Here is a 25,246-nt window from a genome sequence, read left to right on the forward strand (position 1 = left end):
AGGGACCGCATGCTGGGTCCATGACGCAGACCAAGCCCTCCTCGCCGGGCGCGTTCGCGACCGAGTCCCGCACCTTCTCCTGGGCCACGCCGGGGCAGGGCGACCTGTCCCGGATGCTCGAGCTCGACGGGCTCCAGCAGCTGGAGGCGATGGTCGCCGGCGAGCTGCCGCCCCCGCCGATCATGGACACCCTCGGCTTCACCGACATGCGGCCCGAGGCCGGGCGCGTGGTCGTGGAGATGCCGGCCGCGGAGTTCCACTACAACCCGCTCGGCACGGTGCACGGCGGGGTCATCTCCACGCTGCTCGACACGGCGGCCGGCTGCGCGGTGCACACCACGATGGCGGTGGGCGAGGTCTACACCTCCGTCGACCTGACGGTGAAGTTCCTCCGCCCCGTGACGGTGGACTCCGGCCTGCTGACCTGCGAGGGCACCGTCATCCAGCGCGGACGGCGTACGGCCCTGGCGCAGGCGCAGCTCACCGACGGGGCCGGCAAGCTGGTCGCCCACGCCACGTCGACCTGCCTGATCATGCAGGTGGGGGACTGACCGCCGACCGCGCCAGCGGCAGCACCCGGTGGGGGATCTGGGTGGCCAGCGCGATCACGGTCGTCGACCGGTCGATCGCGGGCTCGGTGAGCACCAGGTCGATCACCCGCTGGAGGTCGGCGTTGGACCGCGCGACGACGCGCGCCCACATGTCGCCGGCGCCGGTGATCGTGTAGGCCTCGAGCACCTCGGGGATCTGTGCGAGGTGGGCCGCGACCGCGTCGTGGCCGCCCGCGCTGCCCGAGCCCTGGCGGATCTCCAGGGTCAGGAAGGCCATCACCGGGTAGCCGAGCGCCTCGGGGGACAGGTCCGGGCCCCAGCCGGTGATGACGCCCGAGGCGGCGAGCTTGTCGAGCCGGGCCTGCACGGTGCCGCGCGCGATGCCGAGCCGACGGCTCGCCTCCAGGACGCCGAGCCGGGGCTCGTTGGCGAACAGATCGATCACCTTGCCGTCGATCTCGTCCATCTTCTGCTCCTCGACTGTGCAACCTGCCCAACGTTTCGGCGTACTGTTGCACACCTTGCCTGTCGTTGGCAGGGTGCGGCCCATGACGACTGACATCGCCTCGACCGGTGGCGCCCTGACCGTGGACGAGATGAAGGCCGACCTCTCGCTGGAGCAGCTGCGCCAGCTCGTCGGCCTCGTGGAGTACGACGCCGACGCCGACCCCTTCCCGGTGACCGGGTGGGACGCGATCTGCTTCGTGGTCGGCAACGCGACGCAGGCCGCCCACTACTACGCCTCCGCCTGGGGCATGGAGCTGGTGGCCTACTCGGGCCCCGAGAACGGCCACCGCGACCACAAGTCCTTCGTGCTGAAGTCCGGGTCCATCAAGTTCGTGCTCAGCGGCGCGGTCTCGCCCGAGAGCGACCTCGTGCAGCACCACGCGCGCCACGGTGACGGCGTCGTCGACATCGCGCTCGAGGTGCCCGACGTCGACCAGTGCATCGCCCAGGCCCGCGCGGCCGGCGCGACGGTGCTGCAGGAGCCGACGACCGTCACCGACGAGCACGGCTCGGTGCGCATCGCCGCGATCGCGACCTACGGCGAGACCCGCCACACGCTCGTGCAGCGAAGCGTCGACGGAGTGACGTACGCCGGCCCCTACCTCCCCGGCTACGTCGCCGTCGCGCCGCGCTGGGAGAAGAAGGACGACCAGCCGAAGCGCCTGTTCCAGGCCCTCGACCACATCGTCGGCAACGTCGAGCTCGGCAAGATGGACGAGTGGGTCACCTTCTACAACAAGGTGATGGGCTTCGTGAACATGGCCGAGTTCATCGGTGACGACATCGCCACCGACTACTCCGCGCTGATGTCGAAGGTCGTCGCCAACGGCAACCACCGCGTGAAGTTCCCCCTGAACGAGCCGGCCGTCGCGAAGAAGAAGTCGCAGATCGACGAGTACCTCGAGTTCTACAACGGCCCCGGCGCCCAGCACCTCGCGCTCGCCACCGGGGACATCCTCGCCACCGTCGACGCCCTGCGCGCCAACGGCGTGGAGTTCCTCAACACCCCGGACTCCTACTACGAGGACCCCGAGCTGCGCGCGCGCATCGGCGAGGTCCGCGTGCCGATCGAGGAGCTCAAGAAGCGCGGCATCCTGGTCGACCGCGACGAGGACGGCTACCTCCTCCAGATCTTCACCAAGCCGCTCGGCGACCGGCCGACGGTCTTCTTCGAGCTCATCGAGCGCCACGGCTCGCTCGGCTTCGGCAAGGGCAACTTCAAGGCGCTCTTCGAGGCCATCGAGCGCGAGCAGGACGCCCGCGGGAACCTCTGACGAACCCTGCCTCGACCCATTCCTGGCGGATCAGCGGTGCGTGGAGCAGCTTCTGCCGCTGCAGGACCTGCCTCACGCACCGCTCCCGGACTCGTCGTGCGTCCACCCCGTTGACGTATCGAAAAACGATGCCCTATCGTTTGTCGACAACATCGACATTCGACATGCGGGGGATCCATGGACGGCACGCGCGGCAACGACCCACTGAAGGTCCTCGAGGCACTGGTGGGACTGGTGGTCACCGTGATGGCGGTCCTGGCCGTCGCCACGGTCGCCGGCACGATCTTCGGCACCGGCTCGATCCCGGGGGTCAACGCGCAGGTCTGTGCGTCGGGGTCGGGCGACGAACCGGCCTTCCAGCGCGTCGACGGTGAGCTGACCGGACCGGTCGACCTGCGAGACGGCATCACCTGGAGCCCTGTCGAGGTGCAGGTGTGCGACCCCGAGCCCGACGGCGCGACGCGGGCGCTGGCCGGAGCAGGCCTCCTCGTGTGGGTCGGTGGCCCGGCCGTCTTCTTCGTGATGCTGTGGCGGTTCCTGCGCCGGGCGCGCCGGGAGGGTGTCTTCGCCGACCGGGTCCCCGGCCAGCTGACGACGCTCGGGCGCATCCTCATCGGCTGGGCGGTGCTGGACTTCGTGCTGTCGGGGTGGATCAACGCGATGCTGCTCAACCGCATGAGCGACAGCACGCTGATCCTCACGGCGACCGTCCCGTGGCTGCCCGTGCTGCTGGGCATCGCGCTGCTGGCGCTGGCCCGGGTGATGGCGCAGGCCGTCGACCTGCGGCGCGACGCCGAGGCCACGATCTGATGGCGCGACGAGCCTCGGGCCGGCCCGCGGCCGAGCCGGAGCCCGACGAGCAGCACGGTGTGAGCGTGCACCTCGACGAGGTCCTGGCCGCGCGGGGGATGACGCTGACCGAGCTCGCGGAGCGGGTCGGCGTCACGGTCGTCAACCTCAGCGTGCTGAAGAACGGGCGGGCCAAGGCGGTGCGCTTCAGCACCCTCACCGGGATCTGCCGTGCCCTGGACTGCCAGCCGGGAGACATCCTCCGGGTGGACTGAGAAACTGCGACCATGATGATCCGCCCGGCCGAGCTGGCCGCCATCAAGGCCGGCACCGTCGACCTCGCCTTCCGTCGCTGGGCCAGGCCGCGCGTGGTGGTCGGCACCAGGATGCGTACCGCGGTCGGGCTGCTCGAGGTCACTTCGGTCGAGCAGGTCGGCGTCGCGAGCCTGCGTGCCGAGGACGCCCGTCGCGCCGGTGCCCCGTCGCTGGCCGCGCTCAAGCAGGCGCTCGCAGCGCGACCGGACGACCCGGTCTGGCGGATCGGGCTGGCGTACGCCGGTCCCGACCCGCGGGAGCTGCTGCGCGAGAGCGTCCCGGACGCCGACGAGATCGCCGCGATCAACGCGCGGCTCGACCGCCTCGACGCCGCCTCCGCCCACGGGGCGTGGGCGCGCGAGACCCTCGACCTGATCGACCTCAACGGAGGCGTGCGCGCGCCCGACCTCGCCGCGCGGGTGGGCCGCGAGACGCCGGACTTCAAGAAGGACGTGCGCAAGCTCAAGGAGCTCGGGCTGACCGAGTCCCTGGCGATCGGCTACCTGCTGTCGCCGCGGGGCCGGGCCGTCGTCGACGCCGGCCTGCCCGAACCCCGCGTACGCCGACCGCGCGAGGAGGGCACCCCGCTGCCGCGCGGCATCGGCGCCCCGGCCACCCGCGCACTGCGGGAGGCCGGGTTGACCACGCTCGAGCAGGTGGCCACGCGCTCCGCCGCGGAGCTGGCCGCCATGCACGGGGTCGGGCCGATCGCGATCACCCGGCTGCGCGAGGCGCTCGCCGAGCAGGGTGCGGGGCTGGCGGGGGAGTGACCCGCGCCGGGGTGCTCAGTGGGCGATCAGGCCCACGCCGAGCACGCCCATGAAGACGGCGATGCCGGAGTCCAGCACGCGCCACGCGCTCGGACGGGAGAAGACGCCGCGCAGCAGGCGGGCGCCGTAGCCGAGGCCGAAGAACCACAGCACGCTCGCCACGAGGGTCCCGGAGACGAACCACCACCGGTCGTCGCCGAAGCTGTTGGCGACCGTGCCGAGCATGAGGACGGCGTCGAGGTAGAAGTGCGGGTTGAGCCAGGTCAGCGCCAGCGTGAGCAGGACGGCCTTGCCGGGGGTGAGGGCGGTGCCCTCGCCGGTGTCGAGCGCGGTCGGGCGCCACGCGCGCATGGCGGCGTGCAGGCCGAAGGCGATCAGGTAGATCCCGCCGAGGACCTGGGCGACCGGCAGCACCGACGGCCAGCGCTCGAGCACGACGCCGAGGCCCGCGACGCCGGCGGTGATGGCGACGACGTCGGAGACCAGGCAGGTCAGCACGATGGGCAGGACCTGCTCGCCGCGGATCCCCTGACGGAGCAGGAACGCGTTCTGTGCGCCGACGGCGATGATGAGAGCGAGTCCGGTGAGCAGACCGGTGAGAGCAACCTGGAACATGCGATCAACGCTAGGTGCCGGACGTGCTTCAATCCAGCGAACTATTTTCACTAATCATTAGGATGTCTAAGTATGAAAGACATCGCCCAGCTCGACCCTGTGGCGCTGCGCACACTGGCCGTGGCGGTGCGCCTCGGCACGTTCGAGGCGGCCGCCCGCGAGCTCCACGTCACCCCCTCCGCGGTGAGCCAGCGGATCAAGGCCCTGGAGACCCGGATCGGCCGGGTCCTGCTCCACCGCGTGAAGCCGTTGGAGCCCACCGAGGCCGGGCTGGTGCTGGTGCGACTGGCGACCCAGACCGAGCTGCTGGAGCGCGAGGCCGTCGCCGAGCTCGTGGAGGAGGACGACGGCGACGGGACGTCGTACGCCTCCCTGCCGATCGCGGTGAACGCCGACGCGCTCTACGGATGGTTCGTCGACGCGCTGGCCGAGGTGCAGGGCAGGCACCGGGTCGTCTTCGAGGTGGTGCGCGAGGACCACACCCGCACCGCGGAGCGGCTGCGCCGCGGGGAGGTGGTGGCGGCCATCACGGGGGAGCCCAAGCCGGTCCCGGGATGCCGGGTGGTGCGGCTCGGCCGGCTGCGCTACGCCGCGGTGGCGACGCGCGACTTCCACGCGGCCCACTTCGCCGACGGTGTCGGGTCGGCCTCGCTCGCCGAGGCGCCGATCGTGGCCTTCGACCGCAGCGACTCCCTCCAGCACGACTTCATCCGGCGCGTGACCCGTCGCCACCTGGCCCCTCCGGTGACCTACCTGCCGTCGGTGCGCGAGTTCGACCGCGCCATCCGGGTGGGCATGGGGTGGGGGCTGCTGCCCGAGTCCGACGTCGCAGGGCAGCTGGCGAGCGGGCACCTGGTCGAGCTGGTCCCGGGCCGACGTCCGGAGGTGGCGCTGTTCTGGCAGCACTGGCGCCTGGGCTCGTCGCTGGTGGACGACCTGACCGATGCCGTGGTCGGCGCGGCCCGCGGCTGGATGGCCGGCTGAGCGTTGACTTGACGAGATCTTCGGTTCGCCTGACAGGTTCCTCCGGGCGGTCCTAGGCTCCGGGCGGGATGGAGCACGGAGCTCATCACGGACCGGAACGGGGAGACCCTGTGGCACGTCGCAGCAGCGCAGCATGGGCCGGGGCCCTCGGGGCCGGTCTCCTCGTCGCCCTGACCGGGTGCGGCGGGTCCGGCGAGGCCGCGGCCAGCAAGGGCGACACGGTCGTGCTGGAGGGCGAGCAGCTCGAGGGCCTGGTCGCGCAGGTGAACAAGATGGGCATCGTGGAGTGGCACGGCCAGCTGCTCACCAAGAACCCCGACAACGGCGGCAAGCGCATCTTCGACCTCGACGGCCGCTTCAGCCCCTCGACGGGCTACAGCGAGCTCTCGATGGACTCGGTCATCGACGGCAACGCCCAGCAGGTCGACTACCTCGTCGTTGCCGGGCGCACCTACTTCAACAGCGAGTCGTGGGGCCCCAACGCCGCCACCTGCTACGTCGACATCACCGACGACGCCGATCGCAGCTGGGCGCTCCCGACCGACCTCGACCCCACCTGGCCGGTCACCGCTGCCCGGGCGATCCGCCTGGCTGGCGACGGCGTGAGCGTCGGCGTACCCGCGAAGGACGTCATCACCGGCATGCCGCGCGGTCTGTTCCCCGGCGTCCCCGCGGCGCTCGACGGCGTCGAGGCGAAGGCGGTCATCACCCCGCACGGCCACCTCATCGAGGTCGGCGTCGACGTGGTCAACATGTGGGGCGAGGTGCCCCCGGCCGAGCTCGCCAGGATCGACACGCGCAAGGCCGGCTGGTGGGCGATGACGATGAAGGAGTCGCAGAACGGCGCCAACATCGTGCCCCCGCAGCACGTCTTCGACCCCGCCGTGACCCCGCCCAGCCAGTGCAAGCGCGCCTGAGCGACAGGTCTCCGTCGCGCGGGGCATGATCGGGCCATGCCCACCTACGTCGCGTTCCTGCGCGCGATCAACCTCGGCGCGAGGCGCAAGTTCCCCAAGGACGCGATCAGGGCCGCCACGGAGGCCGCCGGCGGCACCGGGGTCGAGACCTACATCAACACCGGCAACGTCCGCCTGACGCACCCGGCGCGGTCATCGGCGAAGGTGCGCGCGGCCCTCGAGGAGGCGTACGCCGCCGAGGCCGGCTTCGAGGTGCCGACGGTCGTCTTCACGACCGCCGAGCTGGCGGTGCTCACCGCACGGGCCGAGGAGCTGCACGACGGTCATGCCGGCGAGATCGGCAACCACTACGTCACCCTCTTCTCCGACCCGCCGACCGCTTCCGCGGTGGAGGCCGCGCACGCCCTCGAGCACGCGGGGGAGACGGTGGTGGTCGAGGGCCGGGCGGCCTACGTGCTGCTGGCAGGCGACATCCACACCTCCAAGGTGCTGTCCAGCAAGCAGTTCAACGCGCTCGGCCAAGGCACCGCGCGCACCGTGAAGGTGCTGCGGACCGTCACCGGGAAGTGGTGCTGAGGCTCACGCGATCTCGACGCCCGCGCCGCTCATCTCGGTGATCGCGGCCGCCGTGGAGTCCTCGGCCACCCCGGCGCAGAGGGGGAGCAGCACGCGGGTGGCGAAGCCTGCGCCCGCGCTGTCCAGCGCCGTGGCCCGCACGCAGTGGTCGGTGGCGATGCCGCACACGTCGACCTCCTCCACCTGCCGGGCCCGCAGCCAGTCCGTGAGCGCCTCGCCCGACGACGTACGCCCCTCGAAGCCGCTGTAGGCCGCCTCGTGCTCGCCCTTGTAGAACACCTCGTCGAAGGGCTGCGGGTCGAGGTTGGGGTGGAATCCCGCACCCTCGGTGCCGACCTTGCAGTGCACCGGCCAGGACTCGGCGAAGTCCGGCTTGAGCGACCAGTGGGCGCCGGGGTCGACGTGGTGGTCCTTCGTGGCCACCACGACGTCGTACGCCGGTGCGTCGGTGGCCTTCGAGTGCCAGCGGTGCAGCAGCGCACCGATGTCGGCGGCGACGCGCGCGCCTCCCGCCACGGCGAGGGACCCGCCCTCGCAGAAGTCGTTCTGGACGTCGACCACGATCAGCGCTCGGCTCATGTCCGGAGACTAGCCGTGGCGGCTACTGCTCGAACACCGTCGGGATCACCGGCTCCCCGGCCGACATCATGGTCACCGCGCGCGGCAGCTCGGCGACCGATGCACGGTGGCGCGCCCTGGCCTCCTCGAGGCTCGCGCGCCCGACCACCTCGCCGGCCGCGACCAGCGGCACGAGCAGCGACCGGTCACTGGTGCCTGTCGGGGTGGCGTCATCCTCGGGCCGCTCCCCGATCCCGACGACCTCGGCCTGCGCGGTGCCGCTGGCGGAGACCCGGCGCAGGGCGTACTTCCGCCCGCCGACCGATGCCTTGTCGGTGGAGCGCTTGGCGACCGGGACCAGCTCCCCGTCCGGGCCCTCGCGCGCGACGAGCTTGTAGACGAAGCCGCACGTCGGGTGGCCCGAGCCGGTGACGAGCTGGGTGCCGACGCCGTACGCGTCGACCGGTGCGGCGGCCAGGGCGGCGATGGCGTGCTCGTCGAGGTCGCTGGTCACCACGATCCGGGTGGACGTCGCGCCGAGGGAGTCGAGCTGGGCCCGCACATCGCGGGCGACGAGCCCGAGGTCCCCGGAGTCGAGGCGCACGGCGCCGAGGTCGGTCCCGGCCACCTCGACGGCGAGGCGCACGGCCTCGGTCACGTCGTAGGTGTCGACGAGGAGCGTGGTGCCCACGCCGAGGGTCTGCACCTGCGCCCGGAAGGCGTCGGCCTCGGTGTCGTGCAGCAGGGTGAAGGAGTGGGCGGCGGTGCCTGCCGACGGGACGCCGTACGCCGCCCGCGCGGCCAGGTTGCTCGTCGCGTCGAACCCGGCGACGTACGCCGCCCGCGCCGCCGCGACGGCCGCCTGCTCGTGGGTGCGCCGCGAGCCCATCTCGATGCAGGGGCGACCGCCCGCGGCCAGCGTCATCCGCGACGCGGCCGAGGCGATGGCGGAGTCGTGGTTGTAGACGGACAGCAGCACCGTCTCCAGCAGCACCGCCTCGGCGAAGGTGCCCTCGACGACGAGCAGCGGCGAGTGCGGGAAGTAGGCCTCGCCCTCGGCATAGCCCCACACGTCCCCGGAGAAGCGGTAGGACGCGAGCCACTCGAGCATGTCGGCGTCGACGACGCCCTCCAGGGCGGCGAGCGCGGCGCCGTCGAAGCGGAAGGCCTCGATCGCGTCGAGCGCGCGGCCGACGCCCGCCACCACGCCGTACCTCCGCCCCTCGGGCAGCCGACGCGGGAAGAGCTCGAAGACAGAGCGCCGGCCGGCGGTGCCCGCCTGCCGGGCGGCCTGGACCATGGTGAGCTCGTAGTGGTCGGTCAGCAGCGCAGCAGACGTCGGGGGTGGGCTCGTCACGACCGACACTGTGCCACGATGGCCCCGTGTCAGCCGCCAGTCCCGTAGAGGTCGAGCCGACCCTGACTCCCGACGAGATCACCTTCCTGGCCAAGCCGTGGGTGACGCTGGTCTGGGACGACCCGGTGAACCTCATGTCCTACGTGTCCTACGTGTTCCAGAAGTACTTCGGGTATGACAAGAAGAAGGCCGAGAAGCTGATGCTCGAGGTGCACACCGAGGGCCGCTCGGTCGTCTCGACGGGCACCCGCGAGGAGATGGAGCGCGACGTCCAGGCGATGCACGAGTACGGCCTCTGGGCGACGATGGAGAAGGCGTCCTGAGGTGAGCGGTTTCGAGCGTCACCGGCGGTCCGCGCGCGTCATCGCCACCTTCACCGGCTTCGAGGCCGACCTGCTGCGCTCGCTCGCCTCGCAGATGGTGGAGCTGCTGCGCAACGAGCGTGCCGAGCCGGCTGCCCCCTCCGCCGACGCCTTCGAGGCGCTGATGGCGGAGTTCTCCGGTGCCACCACCATCCCCGAGGACCCCGTGCTGGCGCGGCTGTTCCCGACGGCCTACCCCGACGACGAGGAGGCGGCCGCGGACTTCCGCCGCTTCACGGAGGGCGGTCTGCGCGACGGCAAGGCCGGCGCGGCGGCGCTGATCATCGACACCCTCGAGGACGCCGGCCTGCCCGAGGAGCTCCGCGAGGACGGCCTGGTGATCGACGTCGAGCTGACGCCGGACGAGGCCGAGACGTGGATGCGCGCCTTCACCGACATCAGGCTCGCGCTCGCCACCCGCCTCGGCGTCGAGGCCGGCGACGAGGACTACTGGCACTCCCTGCCCGAGGACGACCCGCGGGCCCAGGCGCACGACATCTACGAGTGGGTCGGCTACCTCCAGGAGACGGTCGTCGAGGCGCTGATGTCGTGAGCCCGGTCCCCGACTTCGTGATCGCGATCCGGAAGAAGATCGGCCACGACCCCCTGTGGCTGCCCGGCGTCACCGCGGTGGTGCGCCGTGGTGACCACGTGCTGCTGGTGAAGCGTGCCGACAACGGGCACTGGACGCCCGTCACGGGGATCCCGGACCCCGGCGAGGAGCCTGCTGTCGCCGCCGCGCGCGAGGCGCTGGAGGAGACCGGGGTGCGGATCCGGGTCGACCGGCTCGCCTCGACCGCCGTCCACGGCGAGGTCGTGCACGTCAACGGCGACCGCGCGACCTACCTCGACCTCACCTTCGCCTGCACCTGGCTCGAGGGGGAGGCCCACGTCGCCGACGACGAGTCGAGCGACGTGCGGTGGTGGCCGGTGGCCGCGCTCCCGGAGATGTCGGACGTGATGCTCGAGCGCATCGCGGCGGCGTTCAGCGAGGATCGCGAGGCGCGCTTCGTGACGCCACCCGGCCAGTCCGCGCCGGTCGAGCTGCTGGCCCCGGACGTCCCGGTCCTCGGGGTGGACGCCTGCCCCGCCGGCTGGGTCGGCGTGCTGATCGACATCGCCGGCCGCGCGTCGGTCTTCGTCGACGCCACCATCAGCGGGCTGGTCGCGCTGGTGCGCGAGACCACCCCGGTCGACGTCGTCGCCATCGACATCCCGATCGGCCTGCCCGACGCCTCGGGCCGGCTCGCGGACGTCGAGGCCCGGCGAGTGCTGGTGGGCAAGTCGTCCTCGGTCTTCTCCATCCCCACCCGAGCCGCGCTCGAGGCGGACTCGTACGCCGCCGCCCGCGCTGCCAACCTGGCCGCCACCGACGGTCGTACGAGCGTCAGCGCGCAGGCCTACGCACTGCGGGAGAAGGTGCTCCAGGTCGACGCGTGGGTGCGCTCACGCCCCGGAGCCACGGTCATCGAGGTGCATCCCGAGGTGAGCTTCGCGCGGATGGCCGGAGCTCCCGTCCTGGCGCGCAAGAAGGACGCCGACGGCGTACGGGCGCGCCGCGAGGCGCTGGCCGCGCACGGGATCGTCGCGCCGCCGTGGTTCCGCGGCGCCGGCTTCGGTGAGGACGACCTGCTGGACGCGTGTGCGGCCGCGTGGTCCGCCGTACGCCACTCGCTCGGCGTCTCGGAGTCCTTCCCCGCGACGCCCGAGGTCTTCTCGGACGGGATCCCGGCTGCTATACGCGTCTGAATCCGTGGACGAAGGTGAGGACCAGCTCCACCTCGCGTTCGAGGCTCTCGAGCTCGTCGCGACGTGACGCCTCGAGGAGCCCGCGGGTCAGGTCCCTCTCCCTCGATCGGATGGCAGTCACGGAAGAGCCGATCGCATCGTCCCAGCGGCCGGCCTCGACGATGGTCGACCAGATGCCGTCGAACACCTCCTCGAGCCACGACTGCGGGAGGAGGGCCAGTGCGACGTCCGGGACGGTCAAACCGGCCCCGCCCGAGGATGCCGAGAACGTGCGGGCCCGTGCGAGGTTGCCTCGCTCGCGGATCCATCGGTCACCGTAGACCGCCGCAACGGCCGCACGCATCGCCGCCACTGAGGGGAACCATGCGGCGATGGCCTGCGGCGTGACGTTGGCGGCAGCCGCCACGTTGCGCAGCGTGAGCGCCGACCAACCGCCGTCGGCCAGGATCGGGATGGCGAGGTCGGTGGCCATCTGGGCCTTCGCAGGGCTGCTCCTGGAGAACATCGGGCCCGAGCGGGGGATGAAACGGGGTTCGGCGTCCATGGCAGCCAGCACACCAGACAGAGTGGTCGTGGCGAGGCCCCCATCCACAGGCCCGGTGAAGCCCCGTCTGCGAGTTGAATTGACTTCAATTCAACTCGCGATCGCGGGCTGCGGTGGTCGGCGGGAGCCGGGCGGGGGCCGGGTGGTCAGTGCTAGCCCGAGTGGGTCAGCACGCCGTAGCGCTCGCGGGAGGCCAGCGCCCAGCGCGACACCGGCACCGACACCAGTGCGATGGCCATCATCATCCCCGCGAGGATCAACCAGCCGGTCTCGCCCATCTCGACGCAGAGCAGCGTGACGACCGGCGGTCCGATGACCGCGACCACGCTGAAGCCGAGGCCGGCGAAGCCCTGGTACTGGCCCTGCCGCTCGTGGGGTGCGAGCCCCATCTGGAGCCCCCACTGGCCGCCGGAGCCGATCATCTCGCCGACCACGTGGACCAGCGAGCCGATGACGAGCACCACGATCGCGAAGGTCGCGTCGCCGCGGTCGGCCAGCGCCACGATCGCGAAACCGGCGGCGATCCAGACCGCGCCGCGCACGAGGGCGCGTGCGCCGGCCTCCACCGAGTCGGCCCGCCGGGACAGGCGGACCTGGAAGAGGGCGACGGCCGCGGTGTTGACGACGAGCAGGATCGCCACCATCACCGGCGGCGCGGACGTCCGCTCGGAGATGTAGAGCGCCAGGCCGAGCTCCATGACGAAGAAGTGCATCGAGAACAGGCCGGTGATCGCCACCACGACGACGTAGGGCCAGTCGCGCAGCACGGCGAGCCGCGGCTCGCCCTCGATCCGCACGTAGGGCGGCAGCTCGGGCAGGCGCGTGCTGTTCCACGCGGCGAAGCCGGTGAAGACGGCGTTGAGGACGAAGACCGCGACGTAGGCCCAGGTCTCGTCGATCACCAGCGCCGCGCCGCCGAAGACCGAGCCGAGGCCGATGGCGGTGTTGGTGACCGCGCGGAGGTAGGCCTTGAAGAGCACGCCGCGCCCGCCTGTCGCGAGCTGGGCGATCACGCCCTGCTGCACCGAGCCGGCGGACCGCTCGAAGAGCGCCAGCAGGCCCAGGAGCAGCGCGAGCTGCCACGGCGTACGCGCCAGGACGGGCAGCGCGCTGGTCAGCGCGGCGCCGACCATGCACCAGGTGAGCACGCGGCGCGGGCCGCGGGTGTCACCGAGGTGCCCGGCAGGGACCTGGACGACGATGCCGACGATCGCGGCCACCGACAGCGCCAGCGCCACCTCGGCGGCGGAGAAACCGACCTGGCGGGTGAAGTAGAGGGCGCTGGTCGTCATCACCGCGCCGGCACCGAACCGGTTGGCGAAGGAGCCGATGGCCAGCACCCGCAGGTCGCGCTCGAGGGGGATGCCCCGTCGCGTCAGTGGCGGAGCCTCGTGCAGCGTCATGCGAACCTTCCCCCGGATCTCTCGACGTCAAGACTAAGCCGTGAGACGTGTGCGGGGCACTTCGGTCGGCTGCCTAGGGTGGAGCAGTGCTGACCATCGCCCAGGAGACGTACGACGCCATCGTGGCGCACGCCAAGCGCGACCACCCCGACGAGGCGTGCGGCGTGGTCGCCGGCCCCGAGGGCAGCGACCGCGCAGATCGTTTCATCCCGATGGTCAACGCCGCGGGCAGCCCGACGTTCTACGAGTTCGACTCCGCCGAGCTGCTCGCGCTCTACAAGGACATGGACGCCCGCGACGAGGAGCCGGTGGTCGTCTACCACTCCCACACCGCCACCGAGGCCTACCCGAGCCGCACCGACATCGGGCTGGCCAGCGAGCCGAACGCCCACTACGTGCTCGTCAGCACACGCGAGCACGGGAATAGTGAGGGCCCGGTGGAGTTCAGGTCCTACAGAATCATCGACGGAGTCGTGACCGAGGAAGAGGTCACGATCACGCCCACCGGCACCCCAGACCAGAGAGAGAGCACCCCCTGATGGCCATCGAGGTCCGGATCCCCACCATCCTGCGCACCTACACCGACGGCGCCAAGGCCGTCGAGGGCTCGGGCGGCACCCTGTCCGCGCTCATCGACGACCTCGAGGGCAACCACCCCGGCATCAAGGAGCGCCTCGTCGAGGACAAGTCCGGCTCGGTGGACCTGCGCCGCTTCGTCAACGTCTACATCAACGACGAGGACGTCCGCTTCATCGGCGGGCTCGACGCCGAGCTCTCCGACGGCGACCAGGTCGTCGTCCTGCCCGCCGTGGCCGGCGGGGCACTGCCCGCCTGATGACCCGCTACGACGACCTGCTCGCCTCCGTCGGCAGCACGCCGCTGGTCGGCCTGCCGCGGTTGTCGCCCGGCCGCCAGCCCGACGGCACCGAGGTACGCCTCTGGGCCAAGCTCGAGGACCGCAACCCGACCGGCTCGATCAAGGACCGCCCGGCCCTGAAGATGATCGAGCAGGCCGAGGCCGACGGCACGCTGCGACCGGGCTGCACGATCCTCGAGCCCACCAGCGGCAACACCGGCATCTCGTTGGCGATGGCAGCCAAGCTCAAGGGCTACCGCATCGTGTGCGTGATGCCCGAGAACACCTCCGAGGAGCGGCGCCAGCTGCTGCGGATGTGGGGCGCCGAGATCGTGTCCTCGCCCGCCGCGGGCGGCTCGAACGAGGCCGTGCGCGTCGCGAAGAAGATCGCGGGGGAGCACCCCGACTGGGTGATGCTCTACCAGTACGGCAACGAGGCGAACGCGCTCTCCCACGAGGAGGGCACCGGCCCCGAGCTGCTCGCGGACCTGCCGTCGATCACCCACTTCGTCGCCGGCCTCGGCACCACCGGCACGCTCATGGGCGTCTCGCGCTTCTTCCGCCGGGCCAAGGCCGAGGTGAAGATCGTGGCCGCCGAGCCGCGCTACGGCGAGCTCGTCTACGGCCTGCGCAACCTCGACGAGGGCTTCGTGCCCGAGCTCTACGACGCCTCGCTGATCGACTCGCGCTTCAGCGTCGGCCCGCGGGACGCCGTACGCCGCGTGCGCGAGCTGCTCGAGCTCGAGGGGATCTTCGCCGGCATCTCGACCGGTGCGATCCTCCACGCCGCGCTCGGCCAGGCGGCCAAGGCGGTCAAGGCGGGGGAGTCGGCCGACATCGCCTTCATCGTGTGCGACGGCGGCTGGAAGTACCTCTCGACCGGCGCCTACGAGGGCACGGTCGACGACGCGGAGGACGCCCTCGACGGCCAGCTCTGGGCCTAGCACCCCTCCGGGCGCGCGTGGAGACCCCTGTCACCTTCGCGGTGTACGGTGCGCGCTCCACGACTTCTCCACCCCGGGGGCCCGCATGATTCGCACGTCGTCCGTCGTCGCACTGGTGGTCGCGCTCGCGCTGCCACTCGTGCCCTCCTCCACCGCCGCGGCGGCTCCGAGCGCCGCGCAGACGAAGGCGCCCGCGTCCGTGTGGCCGCCGGCGCCCCCGACGCAGCTCGTCATCACCACCGAGGGCGGCGCGGAGGTCGTCAGCAAGGACGACTACCTCGACGCGACGATCAGCCTCGACGGCGTCGAGCACGTCGGTGAGATCAAGGGCCGCGGCAACTCCACCTGGGGCTGGGCCAAGAAGCCCTACAAGCTCAAGCTGGAGGAGGACGCCGCCCTCGTCGGTGAGCGCGAGTACGACGAGTGGGTGCTGCTCGCCAACTACGCCGACCGGAGCGCGCTGCGCACCGCCGCCGCCTTCGCGATCGCCGAGCGCACCACGATGAAGTGGACGCCGCAGTTCCGTTTCGTCGAGGTCGTCGTCAACGGCCAGCCCCGTGGTCTCTACCTGCTCACCGAGCAGGTGGAGGAGGGCGAGGGTCGCGTGGACCTGCCCGACTCCGGGTTCCTGCTGGAGATCAACCAGCGCTACCTCCGTGACGACGAGCCGGGCTTCCGCACGAGGCGGGGCATCCCGGTCGCGTTCAAGGACCCCGACGAGGTCACCCGCAAGCAGCGGCGCACGGTGCGGCGCGCGGTCCGCAAGTTCGAGAACACGCTCTACAGCCCGGGCTTCGCAGACCGCAAGAAGGGCTATGCAGCCCACGTCAACGTCAAGAGCGTCATCGACTGGTACCTGGTGCAGGAGCTCTTCCGCAACCAGGACTCCAACTTCCAGTCCAGCGTCCACTTCAGCTGGAAGCCGGGCGGTCGCTTCCGCTTCGGCCCGGTGTGGGACTTCGACCTCAGCGGCGGCACCCGCTTCGGCGCGCAGGACCCGCCCCAGGGCTGGCACACGCGCATCGGCCGCCACTGGATCAGCCGCATGCTCGAGGACCCCACCTTCTCGGCCCGGGTCAAGAGCCGATGGGCGCGCCTGAAGCCGGTCGTCGAGCAGATCGTGGGCGAGCTGCCCGCAGCGGGTCGGACGCTGGCGCCGGCGGCGCAGGCCGACTGGCAGCTGTGGCACGCCGACGGCAGCGACCTGCCGTGGAGCCGCCACGCGGACGACCACGCCGGCGAGGTCGAGTTCCTGCGTTCGTGGCTGACCGTGCGCTCGCGCTGGCTCAGCAGGAACGAGGTCCGCTTCGGGACCGACCTGATGCGGACGCCCGAGCGTGCCCGCACCGTCTGGGTGCCGGTGCAGCTGCAGTCGCCGGCCCCTCGGGACCTCACCGTCGACTACCGCGTGCTGACGGGAACGGCGACCGCCGGTGCGGACTTCGAGCCCGGCCCCGGGCGCGTGCAGTTCGCAGCCGGTGACAAGGTCCGCTACATCCCGCTGCAGATCCTCGCCGACTCGCTGGTGGAGGGCACGGAGACCATCGTGCTCGGGCTCGACGAGTCGCGGACCGACCCCGTCGTGGGATCGCCGCGCGTCGTCCGCGTCAAGATCGACCCGCCTCGCTGAGGCTCAGCGCTCCCGGGGCAGCGGCCAGGGGTTGAACGTGCAGGCCCCGGTGCCCTTGGACTGCTGCATCATCACCGGGGCAGGTCCCGATCCCGGGCAGCCCACGTGTCCGCGGCCGAGCCAGTGGCCGGTCTCGTGGTTGACCACCAGGTGGCGGTAGTCGCGCAGGCTTCGTCCGGCGCGGTTCCAGGCGGGCGAGGCGTTCTTCCAGCGGTCCTGGTTGATGATGACGTTCCTCCCGACGCGGCACGACCACATGGCCGAGCACGACGGTGAGAACGACGGCACCAGCCGCGCCTCGGACAGCACCAGCGTGAAGTCGCCCCCGCGCCGGACCCGGCGGAACTGCACGCCACCGGCGCGCCAGCCGCGCGCGTCGTCGTACGTCTCCTGTGCGAGGCGCGCGAAGGCCCGCACGCTGGTGGTGATGCGCCCTCGCGTCGCGACCGACCAGGTCACGCGGCGTCGCACGGGGGTGGCGTGGTCGACCCGTGGTGTCGCAGCGGACACCGCGGTGGTCCACGCGTGCCCCGGGGCTCGCACCCGCACCTGCACGCTCATGCGCGCACCGACGTCGAGCGCCGTGAGGCGGTGGCGCCGCTCGCGGGCGCCGCGGACGGGCTCCCCGTCGCGCAGCCAGCGGTAGCGCGTCTGCTCGCGCCGGGGCTGCCAACGCCCCGGGAACGCCCGCAGCACCTGGCCCGCGCGCGGCGTGCCGCTCACCTCGGGTGCCTCCACGGTGACGAGTGCGGGGAGCGGGTCGTCCGCGAGCGCACCGCCTGCGGGGGCGATGCCGGCCAGCAGCAGCGCGAACGCAGTGGCCAGGCCGGCCGTGAGGCGGATCACGGACCGAGCCTAGGTCACCCGGCCGGGGTGACGTCCAGGCCGAGCGTCGCGTTGTGCTCGCTCCCGGGCACCGCGTCCAGGTCGAGCAGGTCGAGCGCCAGGTTGGCGAGGTCGCCGTTGCGGACCGGCTGGAGCGCGTCGGCGTACGTCGTGCGCCGCGCGCCCGGGTCCTGCAGGTCGTCGGGGTTGAGCGCGTAGAGGTCGGTGCCGGGCACGACGCCCGGACCGGAGACCATGAAGGCGATGCGGTAGTTGGGCAGGCGTCGGGCGTCGGAGTGGCTGGTGCCGAGGCCGCCGTGGTCGCTGGTGAGGATGATCGCCGTGCTGCCGTCGAGCCCCGGGTCGGAGTCCACCGTGTCGACGAGGATGCCGACCAGCTCGTCGACCTGCTTCACCGCGCGCAGGTAGGGCTTGGACATGAAGCCACGTGCGTGGCCGACCTGGTCGGGGAGCGAGAAGTGGACGAAGCGGAAGGCGCGGTCGCGGCGCTGCAGGTCACGCCGCACCGTGCGGGTCAGGACGGTGTTGTCGAGCCGGATCCGCGTCGTGTCGATGCTCAGCGGCCAGCTGCGCTTCCACAGGGTGAACTTGGTCTTGCTGGCGAAGAGCGCGGTCGAGCCGCCGGCGTCGTGGACGGAGGTGAAGACCGACTCGACGCGCTTCCCGGCAGCTGCCTGGACGGTCGAAGGACGGCGGCGGTCGTCGTTCCAGGTCACGCCGTGGCCGCCCGTCGCGGCCTCGACCCGCCGTCCGGTGACCATGCCGGTGTGGTTGGGCAGCGTGATGGTGAGCTCGTGCTCGGTGCGGGCGTTGAGCGTGGAGGCGCCCGAATCCATGAGGGCGTGCAGGTTCGGGGTGCCGTTGCGGCCGAGGATGCGCAGCGCCTCGGGGTTGAGCCCGTCGAGGGAGATCGCGAGCACGGACTCCACCGCGTCGTCGGCCGACACGCGTGTGGCACCGGCGCTCGGACCGCCGGCAGGAACCTGGGCCTGGGCCGCGGTCATGCAGAAGCCGACTGCGGAGCAGGCGAGGACGGAGGCGAGCACAGAACGCAGGGTCACGCGCGGAACCCTAACCCGGCGAGGGCGGTGTGACGGGTCCGACGCTCGCAACGGCGTGACCGGTGACGGGGCGAGCGCCTAGCCTGCTGCCTGTGCCGACTCCCATGCCGCGGTTGACCGCCGACGCCCCGATCGGCATCTTCGACTCCGGCTTCGGCGGCCTGACGGTCGCGCGGTCGGTGATCGACCAGCTGCCCCACGAGTCGGTGGTCTACCTCGGCGACACCGCCCGCCAGCCCTACGGCCAGAAGCCGATCGGCGAGGTCCGCGAGTACGCCCTCGAGTGCCTCGACCACCTCTACGCCGAGGGCGTCAAGGCGCTGGTCATCGCGTGCAACTCCGCGAGCGCCGCCATGCTCCGCGACGCGCGCGAGCGCTACGACGTACCGGTCGTCGAGGTGATCCTGCCCGCCGCGCGCCGGGCCGCGGCCGCCACGCGCAACGACCGCGTCGGCGTGATCTGCACGCGCGCGACCGCGAGCTCGATGGCGTACGACGACGCCTTCGCCGCCGCGCCCCACCTCGACCTGCACATCCAGGCCTGCCCGAGCTTCGTCGACTTCGTCGAGCAGGGCGTCACCGGCGGCGAGGAGCTGCTCGCCGCCGCCCACGACTACCTCGACCCGCTCGCTGCCGCGGGGGTCGACACCCTCATTCTCGGCTGCACCCACTACCCCCTCCTCACGGGCGTCATCTCCTACGTCATGGGCGACGGCGTGACCCTGGTGAGCTCGGCAGAGGAGTGCGGGAAGGACGTCTACAAGATGCTCGCGCGCACCGGGCTGATGCGCGAGGGCGGGGAGCCGGCCTACACCTTCTCGACCACCGGCAGCCCCCAGGACTTCGCCACGATCGGTCGGCGCTTCCTCGGCTCTGAGCTGCTCAGCGCCACCCAGTTCGCCGGAGGAGTGCGATGAGACTCACCGTGGTCGGCTGCTCCGGGTCCTACCCCGGACCCGAGTCGCCCGCCAGCTGCTACCTCGTCGAGGCCGAGCACACGGACGCGTCGGGGGAGACCCGCACGTGGCGGATCCTGCTCGACCTCGGCAACGGTGCGCTGGGCCAGCTGCACCGCTACGCCGACCCGCTCGGGATCGACGCGGTCTTCCTGAGCCACCTCCACGCCGACCACTGCCTCGACCTCTGCGGCTACTACGTCATGCGCAAGTACCACCCCACCGGCGCACAGCCGCCGATCCCGGTCTGGGGGCCGGCCGGCACGGCCGAGCGGATGGCGCGCGCCTACGACCTGCCGCTGGAGCCCGGCATGACCGAGGAGTTCGACTTCACCGAGCACGACGGGCCCGTCGAGATCGGCCCCTTCCGCGTCGAGGCGCGCGAGGTCGTCCACCCCGTCACCGCCTTCGCTCTCAGCGTCACCGCCGACGACCGCACCCTCGTCTACTCCGGCGACACCGGCCCGTGCGCGGCGCTCGACGAGGCCGCCGCCGGTGCGCACCTGCTGCTGGCCGAGGCGTCCTTCCGCAGCGTCGACGACAACCCGCCCGACCTGCACATGACCGGCGCCGACTGCGGGCGTACGGCGGCGCGCGCCGGCGTGGAGCGCCTCGTGCTCACCCACGTCCCGCCGTGGCACGACCCGGCCGACGCGGAGGCCGAGGCCAGGTCCGAGTGGTCCGGCCCGGTCGAGCTGGCACGGGCCGGCGCGACGTACGAGGTCTGAGTCAGACCAGCCCGGCGTCGTGCACGACCATGGCCACCTGGACGCGGTTGGTGCTGCCGAGCTTGGTCAGCAGCCGCGAGACGTGCGACTTCACCGTCGGGATCGAGAGGTAGAGCTCCGAGGCGATCTCGGAGTTGCTGAGGCCGCGGCCCACGCAGACCGCGACCTCGAGCTCGCGCTCGGTGAGCACGGTCAGCCGGTCGACGGCGTGGGTGACGCGGTCGTTGGCGGTCATGCCCCGCAGGCGTGACACGAGGCTGCGCGTCGCCGACGGCGAGAGCATCGCGTCGCCGGCCGCGACGGTGCGGATGGCGCTGACGATGTCGCCGGGCGGGGTGTCCTTCAGCAGGAAGCCGTCGGCGCCGGCGGCGATCGCGCGGACGACGTGGTCGTCGGCGTCGAAGGTGGTCAGCACCACCACCGACGGTGGAGAGGGTCGCTCGTGGAGCGCCTGCGTGGCCTCGAGGCCGTCCATGACCGGCATCCGGATGTCCATGAGCACCACGTCGGGCTCGAGCTCGCCCACGAGCGCGAGGCCGGCCTCCCCGTGCGCGGCCTCGCCCACCACGTCGATGTCGGACTGGCCGCCGAGCATCAGCGACAGGGCGGAGCGCACGAGCGGGTCGTCGTCGACGAGCAGGACGCGGATCACGCCGACCACGGTAGCCATGCCTCCAGCACGAACGCCGAGCCCTCGGTGCGCTGGTCGAGTCGTCCGCCGCGCAGCTCGGTGCGCTCGCGCAGCCCGACCAGGCCGAGTCCGGCCCCCGGGGCGCCGGTCGGACGGTGACGCTCGGCGAGCGGGTTGGCCAGCGTCACCGTGATGCCCGAGCGCGGGTCGCCCGACGAGCGGATCGCGACCGCGGATCCCGGCGCGTGCTTGCGGACGTTGGTGATGCCCTCCTGCACGATGCGGTAGACCGTGCGGCCGGTCGCCGGGGGCACCGGGGTCGTGGGGTCCAGGTCGTCGGCGAAGTCGACGTCGAGGCCGAGCGACCGCGCCTCGTCGACGAGCGCGGCGATGTCGGCGTACGTCGGTTGGGGGCGGGCCGTGGGGGTGCCTGGGTCGTCCTCGCGCAGCACCCCGAGCACGTCGCGCAGCTCGTGGAGGGCGTCGTTGGCCTGACCCTGGATCTGGGCGAGCCCGTCGCGCAGCCGGTCGCCGTCGAGGTCGTCGCGGAAGGCCAGGGCGCCGGCCTGCATCGAGACCTGGGTGATGCGGTGCGCCAGCACGTCGTGCATCTCGCGGGCGATGCGTGCCCGCTCGGTGGTGCGCGCCTGGGACACCCGCAGCTCCTGCTCGCGCTCGGCGCGCTCGGCACGGGTGCGGAGGGTCCAGATGATCTCGCGGCGCGAGCCGATGTAGAGGCCCCAGCCCATCATCCCGGCGTTGACCGCGATGTTGACGAGCGTGGTGATCACGGGGTCGTTGTCGCTCAGGCGGGCGATGGAGGTGTAGGTCTGCGCGGCCGCCAGGTTCGCGGCGCCGACGGTGATGACCTGGCGGGGGTCGCGGCGTGTGGCGACGGAGACGGCCGCGAGCGTCGCCGGACCTGCGGCCACGCCCGAGAGCGCGCTCATCGCGGCGATCGCGAGCGCGATCGGCACGGGGGCCCGGCGGCGGAAGTGGACGAGGACGTAGGCGCACGCACCCAGGACGAGCTCGGCGACGAACAGCAACCGCTGCTCGCGCCACTCGATCGCCGCGACCGACTGCCACACCGCGGCCGAGATCGCCAGGCACAGTGCGTAGCGCCACGCGTGCCCGGCCCGCGTGAGCGCGGGCTGCGTCTCGGCGAGGCTGGGACGGGGCTCCACGGCGCACAGCGTAGCCACCGCGATTCCTACTTTGGTCGGGGTCGCGGGGGCCTCAGGGACGATGCGCCGCGTCGTCGCGGCGGCTCACTCTGGGGGGACCACCGCGCGGGGGAGCCGCGCGGAGCGGGACCGCGCACCGATGGCGGGACCGCCGGGGAGGGACATCGAGCCGGGTCCGGTGACACACGGGGGTGACCGGACCCGGCTCTGTCAGCCCTCTACCCTCGTGCCATGACTTCTGCTGCGCCCCGCGCCGACGGCCGGTCCGACGACGAGCTCCGCCCGATCACCATCACCCGCCACTGGCTCGACCACGCCGCCGGCTCGGTCCTGGTCGAGTTCGGCGGCACCAAGGTGCTGTGCGCGGCGTCGGCGTCCGAGGGCGTGCCGCGCTGGCGCAAGGGCTCGGGCCTGGGCTGGGTCACCGCGGAGTACGCGATGCTGCCCGCCGCCACCAACACCCGCTCGGACCGCGAGTCGGTCAAGGGCCGCATCGGCGGACGCACCCATGAGATCTCGCGCCTGATCGGTCGCTCGCTGCGCGCCGTCATCGACTACGAGGCGCTCGGCGAGAACACCATCGTCCTCGACTGCGACGTCCTCCAGGCCGACGGCGGCACCCGCACCGCGGCCATCACCGGGGCGTACGTCGCCCTGGCCGACGCGGTCGCGCACCTGCGGGGCAACGGCGCGCTGACGGGCGAGCCGCTCACCGGCTCGGTCGCCGCGGTCAGCGTCGGGATCATCGACGGCGTGCCGCGCCTCGACCTGCCCTACGTCGAGGACGTGCGCGCCGAGACCGACATGAACGTCGTGATGACCGGCGACGGGAAGTTCGTCGAGGTCCAGGGCACCGCCGAGGGCGCCGCCTTCGACCGCGCCGAGCTCGACGCCCTGCTCGCGCTTGCCGAGAAGGGCTGCGCCGACCTCACCCGCATGCAGCAGGAGGCCCTCGCCCGATGAAGGTCTTCCTGGCCTCGGCCAACGCGAAGAAGATCCTCGAGATGCAGCGCATCCTCGCCGAGCACGTGCCCGACATCGAGGTGCTCGGCATCGGGGACATCGACGGCTACGTCGAGCCGGTCGAGGACGAGCCGACCTTCGAGGGCAACGCGCTGCTCAAGGCGCGTGCCGGCGTCGCCGCGACCGGGCTGCCCTCGATCGCCGACGACAGCGGCCTGTGCGTCGACGCCCTCAACGGGATGCCCGGCGTGCTGTCCGCGCGGTGGTCGGGTCCCCCCAAGAGTGACGACCGGAACAACGAGCTCCTGCTCGCCCAGCTCCACGACGTGCCGGACGAGCGTCGCGGCGCTCACTTCGCGTGCGCGGTCGCGTGGGTGCTGCCCGACGGGCGCGAGCGCGTGGTCGAGGGCCGCATGGACGGCCACATCATCCGCGAGGTGCGGGGGAGCGGCGGGTTCGGCTACGACGTCGTCTTCGTCGCTGTCGAGCACGCCGCCGAGGGGCTGACCTCGGCGGAGCTCGAGCCCGGCGAGAAGGACCTCATCTCCCACCGCGGGCGGGCGCTGCGCGAGCTAGCCCCGCAGGTCGCCGCGGACCTCGCCTCAGACTGAGGCGGTCTCCCGCTCGGTCACCTGCCGCGAGACCCACGTTCCCCACAAAGCCGCGAAGAGGAACATCACGAGCGAGTAGACCGCCGCCGGCACCGAGATCTCCACCTCGTCGAGCACCTCGACCGCCACGAAGATCGCGAGGGTGGCGTTGTGCACGCCCACCTCCATCGACGAGGCGATGGCCTGCGGTCCGGTCACCCCGAACGCCTTCGGCACGTAGAACCCCACGACGAGGCTGATCGCGCAGAAGAGCGCCGTGATCAGGCCGACGTCGGCGAGGTAGTCGCCGACGTTCTCACGCTGGTCGAGCAGGATGCCGAGCACGAGGACGGCCAGGATCAACGCCGAGCCGATGCGCACCGGCTTGTCCATGCGCCGGGCGAAGGCGGGCGCCCGGTTGTTGACCACCATCCCGATGCCGACGGGCAGCAGGATCAGGGCGAAGACCTTGACGATCTCGACCAGCGGCATCGTCACGTCGTCCTGGCGGTCGTAGAACGCGATCGCCAGGCCGGTGATCAGCGGCAGGGTGACGACCGCGATCACGGTGTTGATCGCCGTCAGGGTGATGTTGAGCGCGACGTCACCGCGGAAGAGGTGGCTGAAGAGGTTGGCGGTGGTGCCGCCCGGCGACGCGGCCAGCAGCAGCATGCCGATCCCCAGCAGGGCCGGCAGGTCGAAGAGCACGACCAGCCCGAAGCAGATGGCCGGCAGCAGGACGACCTGGCACGCGAGCGCGACGGCGACGGCCCTCGGTGCGCGCCCGACCCGCTTGAAGTCGGCGACCGTCAGGTCGAGGCCGAGGCCGAACATGATGATCGCCAGCGCGAGCGGCAGCCCGACGGTGGTCAGTGCGGAGTCCATGCGCGGACCCTAGTGGTGACGGGGGTCACATGGGAGGGACTCGCGGTGGAACGGTGGTGCGCTCGGAGAGATTCGAACTCTCACTGGCCACGACCTAAACGTGGTGCCTCTGCCGTTGGGCTACGAGCGCTGGCTGGTGATCAGTCCAACCCTAGGTCCCGGCGCAGCTTGGCGACGTGGCCGGTCGCCTTGACGTTGTACTGCGCGAGCTCGACCTTGCCGTCCTCGTCGATCACGAAGGTCGAGCGGATGACCCCCTCGACCTCCTTGCCGTAGAGCTTCTTCGTGCCGAAGGCGCCGTAGGTCCGGTGCACGTCGAGGTCCTCGTCGGACAGCAGCGTGAGGGTGAGCGCGTCGCGCTCGCGGAACTTCGCGAGCTTCGCCGGCTTGTCCTTGGACACGCCGAGCACCTCGTAGCCGGCGCCGCGCAGCGAGTCGAGGGACTCGGAGAAGTCGCAGGCCTGCTTGGTGCAGCCCGGGGTCATCGCAGCGGGGTAGAAGTAGAGGATCACCTTCTTGCCGCGCAGGCCCGAGAGGCTCACCTCCTCCTCGGTGTCGCTGGTCAGGGTGAAGTCGGGGGCGGCGTCGCCGGGGGCGAGGCGGTCGGTCATCGCGTTCCTTCTCTCGTGCCGCGGACGGGGTGCGGGAAAAGTCGCACCAATCCGATCTGTTGGCTGTTGCGAACTGCTTGCAATAAG

31 protein-coding genes and 1 tRNA gene are annotated in these 25,246 nt (G+C 71.8%); 19 read left to right on the plus strand and 13 right to left on the minus strand.

The genetic code is table 11. From position 1 onward, the window contains the following. Positions 1-20: 20 nt before the first annotated feature. On the plus strand, positions 21-551 hold the full coding sequence (locus tag IRX98_RS17015; RefSeq protein ID WP_224278776.1) for a PaaI family thioesterase: 531 nt from the start codon (positions 21-23) through the stop codon (positions 549-551). On the opposite strand, the gene IRX98_RS17020 is transcribed toward IRX98_RS17015, so the two are convergent. Then, positions 532-1,017 (minus strand): Lrp/AsnC family transcriptional regulator, encoded by a 486-nt coding sequence (locus IRX98_RS17020; protein WP_224278778.1) that lies wholly within the window; start codon positions 1,015-1,017, stop codon positions 532-534. The two genes, IRX98_RS17015 and IRX98_RS17020, sit on opposite strands and share 20 nt — an antisense overlap. Before the next feature lie 82 nt (positions 1,018-1,099). On the opposite strand from IRX98_RS17020, the gene hppD reads away from it, so the two are divergent. The 4 genes from hppD to IRX98_RS17040 all read left to right on the plus strand — a co-directional run bounded on the left by hppD (position 1,100) and on the right by IRX98_RS17040 (position 4,206). Beyond that, entirely contained in the window at positions 1,100-2,332 is a 1,233-nt protein-coding gene (hppD, locus tag IRX98_RS17025; protein ID WP_224278779.1) for a 4-hydroxyphenylpyruvate dioxygenase, read from the plus strand. 177 nt (positions 2,333-2,509) lie between these two features. Further along, positions 2,510-3,142: a DUF2975 domain-containing protein gene (locus IRX98_RS17030; protein ID WP_224278780.1), complete on the plus strand. Its 633-nt coding sequence runs from the start codon at positions 2,510-2,512 to the stop codon at positions 3,140-3,142. Beyond that, entirely contained in the window at positions 3,142-3,396 is a 255-nt protein-coding gene (locus IRX98_RS23175; RefSeq protein ID WP_224278781.1) for a helix-turn-helix domain-containing protein, read from the plus strand. The genes IRX98_RS17030 and IRX98_RS23175 overlap by 1 nt, the downstream gene beginning before the upstream one ends. Before the next feature lie 12 nt (positions 3,397-3,408). After that, entirely contained in the window at positions 3,409-4,206 is a 798-nt protein-coding gene (locus IRX98_RS17040; protein WP_224278782.1) for a helix-hairpin-helix domain-containing protein, read from the plus strand. A gap of 15 nt (positions 4,207-4,221) precedes the next feature. Here IRX98_RS17040 and IRX98_RS17045 read toward each other — a convergent pair whose 3' ends face one another. Beyond that, positions 4,222-4,821 (minus strand): LysE/ArgO family amino acid transporter, encoded by a 600-nt coding sequence (locus IRX98_RS17045; protein WP_224278783.1) that lies wholly within the window; start codon positions 4,819-4,821, stop codon positions 4,222-4,224. 72 nt (positions 4,822-4,893) lie between these two features. Here IRX98_RS17045 and IRX98_RS17050 point away from each other — a divergent pair, with 72 nt between their 5' ends. From IRX98_RS17050 to IRX98_RS17060, 3 genes are all read left to right on the plus strand, one after another. After that, positions 4,894-5,805 (plus strand): LysR family transcriptional regulator ArgP, encoded by a 912-nt coding sequence (locus IRX98_RS17050; protein ID WP_224278784.1) that lies wholly within the window; start codon positions 4,894-4,896, stop codon positions 5,803-5,805. 110 nt (positions 5,806-5,915) lie between these two features. After that, on the plus strand, positions 5,916-6,722 hold the full coding sequence (locus IRX98_RS17055; protein ID WP_224278785.1) for a hypothetical protein: 807 nt from the start codon (positions 5,916-5,918) through the stop codon (positions 6,720-6,722). A 36-nt stretch (positions 6,723-6,758) separates the two neighbouring features. Further along, positions 6,759-7,298 carry a DUF1697 domain-containing protein gene (locus IRX98_RS17060; protein ID WP_224278787.1) on the plus strand — a complete coding sequence of 180 codons (540 nt, stop codon included), beginning with the start codon at positions 6,759-6,761 and terminating at the stop codon, positions 7,296-7,298. A gap of 3 nt (positions 7,299-7,301) precedes the next feature. Here IRX98_RS17060 and IRX98_RS17065 read toward each other — a convergent pair whose 3' ends face one another. Together IRX98_RS17065 and IRX98_RS17070 are read right to left on the minus strand one after the other, a co-directional pair. Then, positions 7,302-7,877, minus strand: coding sequence for an isochorismatase family protein (locus IRX98_RS17065; protein ID WP_224278789.1), 576 nt, complete (start codon positions 7,875-7,877; stop codon positions 7,302-7,304). A gap of 22 nt (positions 7,878-7,899) precedes the next feature. Further along, a complete protein-coding gene (locus IRX98_RS17070; RefSeq protein WP_308045298.1) occupies positions 7,900-9,213 on the minus strand; it encodes a nicotinate phosphoribosyltransferase in 1,314 nt (437 codons plus the stop codon). Positions 9,214-9,239: 26 nt separating this feature from the next. Here IRX98_RS17070 and clpS point away from each other — a divergent pair, with 26 nt between their 5' ends. The 3 genes from clpS to IRX98_RS17085 are packed head-to-tail and all read left to right on the plus strand — an operon-like array spanning position 9,240 to position 11,324. Then, positions 9,240-9,536: an ATP-dependent Clp protease adapter ClpS gene (gene clpS, locus IRX98_RS17075; RefSeq protein WP_224278793.1), complete on the plus strand. Its 297-nt coding sequence runs from the start codon at positions 9,240-9,242 to the stop codon at positions 9,534-9,536. Position 9,537: 1 nt separating this feature from the next. Then, complete coding sequence (locus tag IRX98_RS17080) at positions 9,538-10,128, plus strand: DUF2017 domain-containing protein (RefSeq protein ID WP_224278795.1); 591 nt, start codon at positions 9,538-9,540, stop codon at positions 10,126-10,128. Further along, positions 10,125-11,324: a DUF429 domain-containing protein gene (locus IRX98_RS17085; RefSeq protein WP_224278797.1), complete on the plus strand. Its 1,200-nt coding sequence runs from the start codon at positions 10,125-10,127 to the stop codon at positions 11,322-11,324. Before IRX98_RS17080 ends, IRX98_RS17085 begins: the two co-directional genes overlap by 4 nt. Here IRX98_RS17085 and IRX98_RS17090 read toward each other — a convergent pair. Then, entirely contained in the window at positions 11,311-11,868 is a 558-nt protein-coding gene (locus IRX98_RS17090; RefSeq protein WP_224278799.1) for a hypothetical protein, read from the minus strand. The genes IRX98_RS17085 and IRX98_RS17090 overlap by 14 nt on opposite strands. A 152-nt stretch (positions 11,869-12,020) precedes the next feature. After that, positions 12,021-13,271 (minus strand): MFS transporter, encoded by a 1,251-nt coding sequence (locus tag IRX98_RS17095; RefSeq protein WP_224278802.1) that lies wholly within the window; start codon positions 13,269-13,271, stop codon positions 12,021-12,023. 86 nt (positions 13,272-13,357) lie between these two features. Between IRX98_RS17095 and IRX98_RS17100 the strand changes: the two genes are divergently transcribed. The 4 genes from IRX98_RS17100 (at position 13,358) to IRX98_RS17115 (ending at position 16,701) form a co-directional block, all read left to right on the plus strand. Then, positions 13,358-13,810, plus strand: a complete 453-nt coding sequence (locus IRX98_RS17100) for a M67 family metallopeptidase (protein ID WP_224278804.1) — start codon at positions 13,358-13,360, stop codon at positions 13,808-13,810. Continuing rightward, positions 13,810-14,106, plus strand: coding sequence for a MoaD/ThiS family protein (locus IRX98_RS17105; RefSeq protein ID WP_224278806.1), 297 nt, complete (start codon positions 13,810-13,812; stop codon positions 14,104-14,106). The genes IRX98_RS17100 and IRX98_RS17105 overlap by 1 nt, the downstream gene beginning before the upstream one ends. Beyond that, positions 14,106-15,071 (plus strand): PLP-dependent cysteine synthase family protein, encoded by a 966-nt coding sequence (locus tag IRX98_RS17110; RefSeq protein WP_224278808.1) that lies wholly within the window; start codon positions 14,106-14,108, stop codon positions 15,069-15,071. Before IRX98_RS17105 ends, IRX98_RS17110 begins: the two co-directional genes overlap by 1 nt. An 85-nt stretch (positions 15,072-15,156) precedes the next feature. Continuing rightward, positions 15,157-16,701 carry a CotH kinase family protein gene (locus tag IRX98_RS17115; protein WP_224278809.1) on the plus strand — a complete coding sequence of 515 codons (1,545 nt, stop codon included), beginning with the start codon at positions 15,157-15,159 and terminating at the stop codon, positions 16,699-16,701. Positions 16,702-16,704: 3 nt separating this feature from the next. On the opposite strand, the gene IRX98_RS17120 is transcribed toward IRX98_RS17115, so the two are convergent. Both IRX98_RS17120 and IRX98_RS17125 read right to left on the minus strand, forming a co-directional pair. Continuing rightward, positions 16,705-17,547: a DUF3152 domain-containing protein gene (locus tag IRX98_RS17120; RefSeq protein WP_224278810.1), complete on the minus strand. Its 843-nt coding sequence runs from the start codon at positions 17,545-17,547 to the stop codon at positions 16,705-16,707. A 14-nt stretch (positions 17,548-17,561) separates the two neighbouring features. Next, on the minus strand, positions 17,562-18,608 hold the full coding sequence (locus tag IRX98_RS17125) for an alkaline phosphatase family protein (protein WP_372456095.1): 1,047 nt from the start codon (positions 18,606-18,608) through the stop codon (positions 17,562-17,564). A 104-nt stretch (positions 18,609-18,712) separates the two neighbouring features. On the opposite strand from IRX98_RS17125, the gene murI reads away from it, so the two are divergent. Beyond that, entirely contained in the window at positions 18,713-19,525 is an 813-nt protein-coding gene (murI, locus tag IRX98_RS17130; protein ID WP_224278864.1) for a glutamate racemase, read from the plus strand. Beyond that, complete coding sequence (locus IRX98_RS17135) at positions 19,522-20,292, plus strand: MBL fold metallo-hydrolase (RefSeq protein ID WP_224278811.1); 771 nt, start codon at positions 19,522-19,524, stop codon at positions 20,290-20,292. The genes murI and IRX98_RS17135 overlap by 4 nt, the downstream gene beginning before the upstream one ends. Before the next feature lies 1 nt (position 20,293). On the opposite strand, the gene IRX98_RS17140 is transcribed toward IRX98_RS17135, so the two are convergent. Then, positions 20,294-20,962: a response regulator gene (locus IRX98_RS17140; RefSeq protein WP_224278812.1), complete on the minus strand. Its 669-nt coding sequence runs from the start codon at positions 20,960-20,962 to the stop codon at positions 20,294-20,296. After that, on the minus strand, positions 20,941-22,110 hold the full coding sequence (locus IRX98_RS17145) for a sensor histidine kinase (protein WP_224278813.1): 1,170 nt from the start codon (positions 22,108-22,110) through the stop codon (positions 20,941-20,943). The genes IRX98_RS17140 and IRX98_RS17145 overlap by 22 nt, the downstream gene beginning before the upstream one ends. 231 nt (positions 22,111-22,341) lie before the next feature. Between IRX98_RS17145 and rph the strand changes: the two genes are divergently transcribed. Together rph and rdgB are read left to right on the plus strand one after the other, a co-directional pair. Continuing rightward, positions 22,342-23,073 (plus strand): ribonuclease PH, encoded by a 732-nt coding sequence (rph, locus tag IRX98_RS17150; protein ID WP_224278814.1) that lies wholly within the window; start codon positions 22,342-22,344, stop codon positions 23,071-23,073. Then, positions 23,070-23,684, plus strand: coding sequence for an RdgB/HAM1 family non-canonical purine NTP pyrophosphatase (gene rdgB / locus IRX98_RS17155; protein ID WP_224278816.1), 615 nt, complete (start codon positions 23,070-23,072; stop codon positions 23,682-23,684). Before rph ends, rdgB begins: the two co-directional genes overlap by 4 nt. On the opposite strand, the gene IRX98_RS17160 is transcribed toward rdgB, so the two are convergent. The 3 genes from IRX98_RS17160 to bcp form a co-directional block, all read right to left on the minus strand. Continuing rightward, a complete protein-coding gene (locus tag IRX98_RS17160) occupies positions 23,676-24,548 on the minus strand; it encodes a bile acid:sodium symporter family protein (protein WP_224278819.1) in 873 nt (290 codons plus the stop codon). The two genes, rdgB and IRX98_RS17160, sit on opposite strands and share 9 nt — an antisense overlap. Positions 24,549-24,602: 54 nt before the next feature. Beyond that, a tRNA-Leu gene (locus IRX98_RS17165) sits at positions 24,603-24,678 on the minus strand. A gap of 10 nt (positions 24,679-24,688) precedes the next feature. Further along, positions 24,689-25,159, minus strand: a complete 471-nt coding sequence (gene bcp / locus IRX98_RS17170) for a thioredoxin-dependent thiol peroxidase (protein WP_224278820.1) — start codon at positions 25,157-25,159, stop codon at positions 24,689-24,691. Positions 25,160-25,246 lie beyond the last annotated feature (87 nt).

Source organism: Nocardioides lacusdianchii (assembly GCF_020102855.1).
Taxonomy (GTDB): domain Bacteria; phylum Actinomycetota; class Actinomycetes; order Propionibacteriales; family Nocardioidaceae; genus Nocardioides; species Nocardioides lacusdianchii.

Excerpts from the sequence above, each read along its gene's own strand:
- IRX98_RS17140 (WP_224278812.1), bottom strand. The coding sequence starts at position 20,962 with ATGGCTACCGTGGTCGGCGTGATCCGCGTCCTGCTCGTCGACGACGAC.
- bcp (WP_224278820.1), bottom strand. The coding sequence starts at position 25,159 with ATGACCGACCGCCTCGCCCCCGGCGACGCCGCCCCCGACTTCACCCTG.
- IRX98_RS17105 (WP_224278806.1), top strand. The coding sequence starts at position 13,810 with ATGGCCATCGAGGTCCGGATCCCCACCATCCTGCGCACCTACACCGAC.
- IRX98_RS17045 (WP_224278783.1), bottom strand. The coding sequence starts at position 4,821 with ATGTTCCAGGTTGCTCTCACCGGTCTGCTCACCGGACTCGCTCTCATC.
- rph (WP_224278814.1), top strand. The coding sequence starts at position 22,342 with ATGACTTCTGCTGCGCCCCGCGCCGACGGCCGGTCCGACGACGAGCTC.
- IRX98_RS17050 (WP_224278784.1), top strand. The coding sequence starts at position 4,894 with ATGAAAGACATCGCCCAGCTCGACCCTGTGGCGCTGCGCACACTGGCC.
- IRX98_RS17020 (WP_224278778.1), bottom strand. The coding sequence starts at position 1,017 with ATGGACGAGATCGACGGCAAGGTGATCGATCTGTTCGCCAACGAGCCC.
- IRX98_RS17060 (WP_224278787.1), top strand. The coding sequence starts at position 6,759 with ATGCCCACCTACGTCGCGTTCCTGCGCGCGATCAACCTCGGCGCGAGG.
- IRX98_RS17135 (WP_224278811.1), top strand. The coding sequence starts at position 19,522 with ATGAGACTCACCGTGGTCGGCTGCTCCGGGTCCTACCCCGGACCCGAG.
- IRX98_RS17065 (WP_224278789.1), bottom strand. The coding sequence starts at position 7,877 with ATGAGCCGAGCGCTGATCGTGGTCGACGTCCAGAACGACTTCTGCGAG.
- rdgB (WP_224278816.1), top strand. The coding sequence starts at position 23,070 with ATGAAGGTCTTCCTGGCCTCGGCCAACGCGAAGAAGATCCTCGAGATG.
- IRX98_RS17015 (WP_224278776.1), top strand. The coding sequence starts at position 21 with ATGACGCAGACCAAGCCCTCCTCGCCGGGCGCGTTCGCGACCGAGTCC.
- IRX98_RS17160 (WP_224278819.1), bottom strand. The coding sequence starts at position 24,548 with ATGGACTCCGCACTGACCACCGTCGGGCTGCCGCTCGCGCTGGCGATC.
- IRX98_RS23175 (WP_224278781.1), top strand. The coding sequence starts at position 3,142 with ATGGCGCGACGAGCCTCGGGCCGGCCCGCGGCCGAGCCGGAGCCCGAC.
- IRX98_RS17095 (WP_224278802.1), bottom strand. The coding sequence starts at position 13,271 with ATGACGCTGCACGAGGCTCCGCCACTGACGCGACGGGGCATCCCCCTC.
- IRX98_RS17110 (WP_224278808.1), top strand. The coding sequence starts at position 14,106 with ATGACCCGCTACGACGACCTGCTCGCCTCCGTCGGCAGCACGCCGCTG.
- murI (WP_224278864.1), top strand. The coding sequence starts at position 18,713 with ATGCCGCGGTTGACCGCCGACGCCCCGATCGGCATCTTCGACTCCGGC.
- IRX98_RS17090 (WP_224278799.1), bottom strand. The coding sequence starts at position 11,868 with ATGGACGCCGAACCCCGTTTCATCCCCCGCTCGGGCCCGATGTTCTCC.
- IRX98_RS17030 (WP_224278780.1), top strand. The coding sequence starts at position 2,510 with ATGGACGGCACGCGCGGCAACGACCCACTGAAGGTCCTCGAGGCACTG.
- IRX98_RS17115 (WP_224278809.1), top strand. The coding sequence starts at position 15,157 with ATGATTCGCACGTCGTCCGTCGTCGCACTGGTGGTCGCGCTCGCGCTG.
- IRX98_RS17040 (WP_224278782.1), top strand. The coding sequence starts at position 3,409 with ATGATGATCCGCCCGGCCGAGCTGGCCGCCATCAAGGCCGGCACCGTC.
- hppD (WP_224278779.1), top strand. The coding sequence starts at position 1,100 with ATGACGACTGACATCGCCTCGACCGGTGGCGCCCTGACCGTGGACGAG.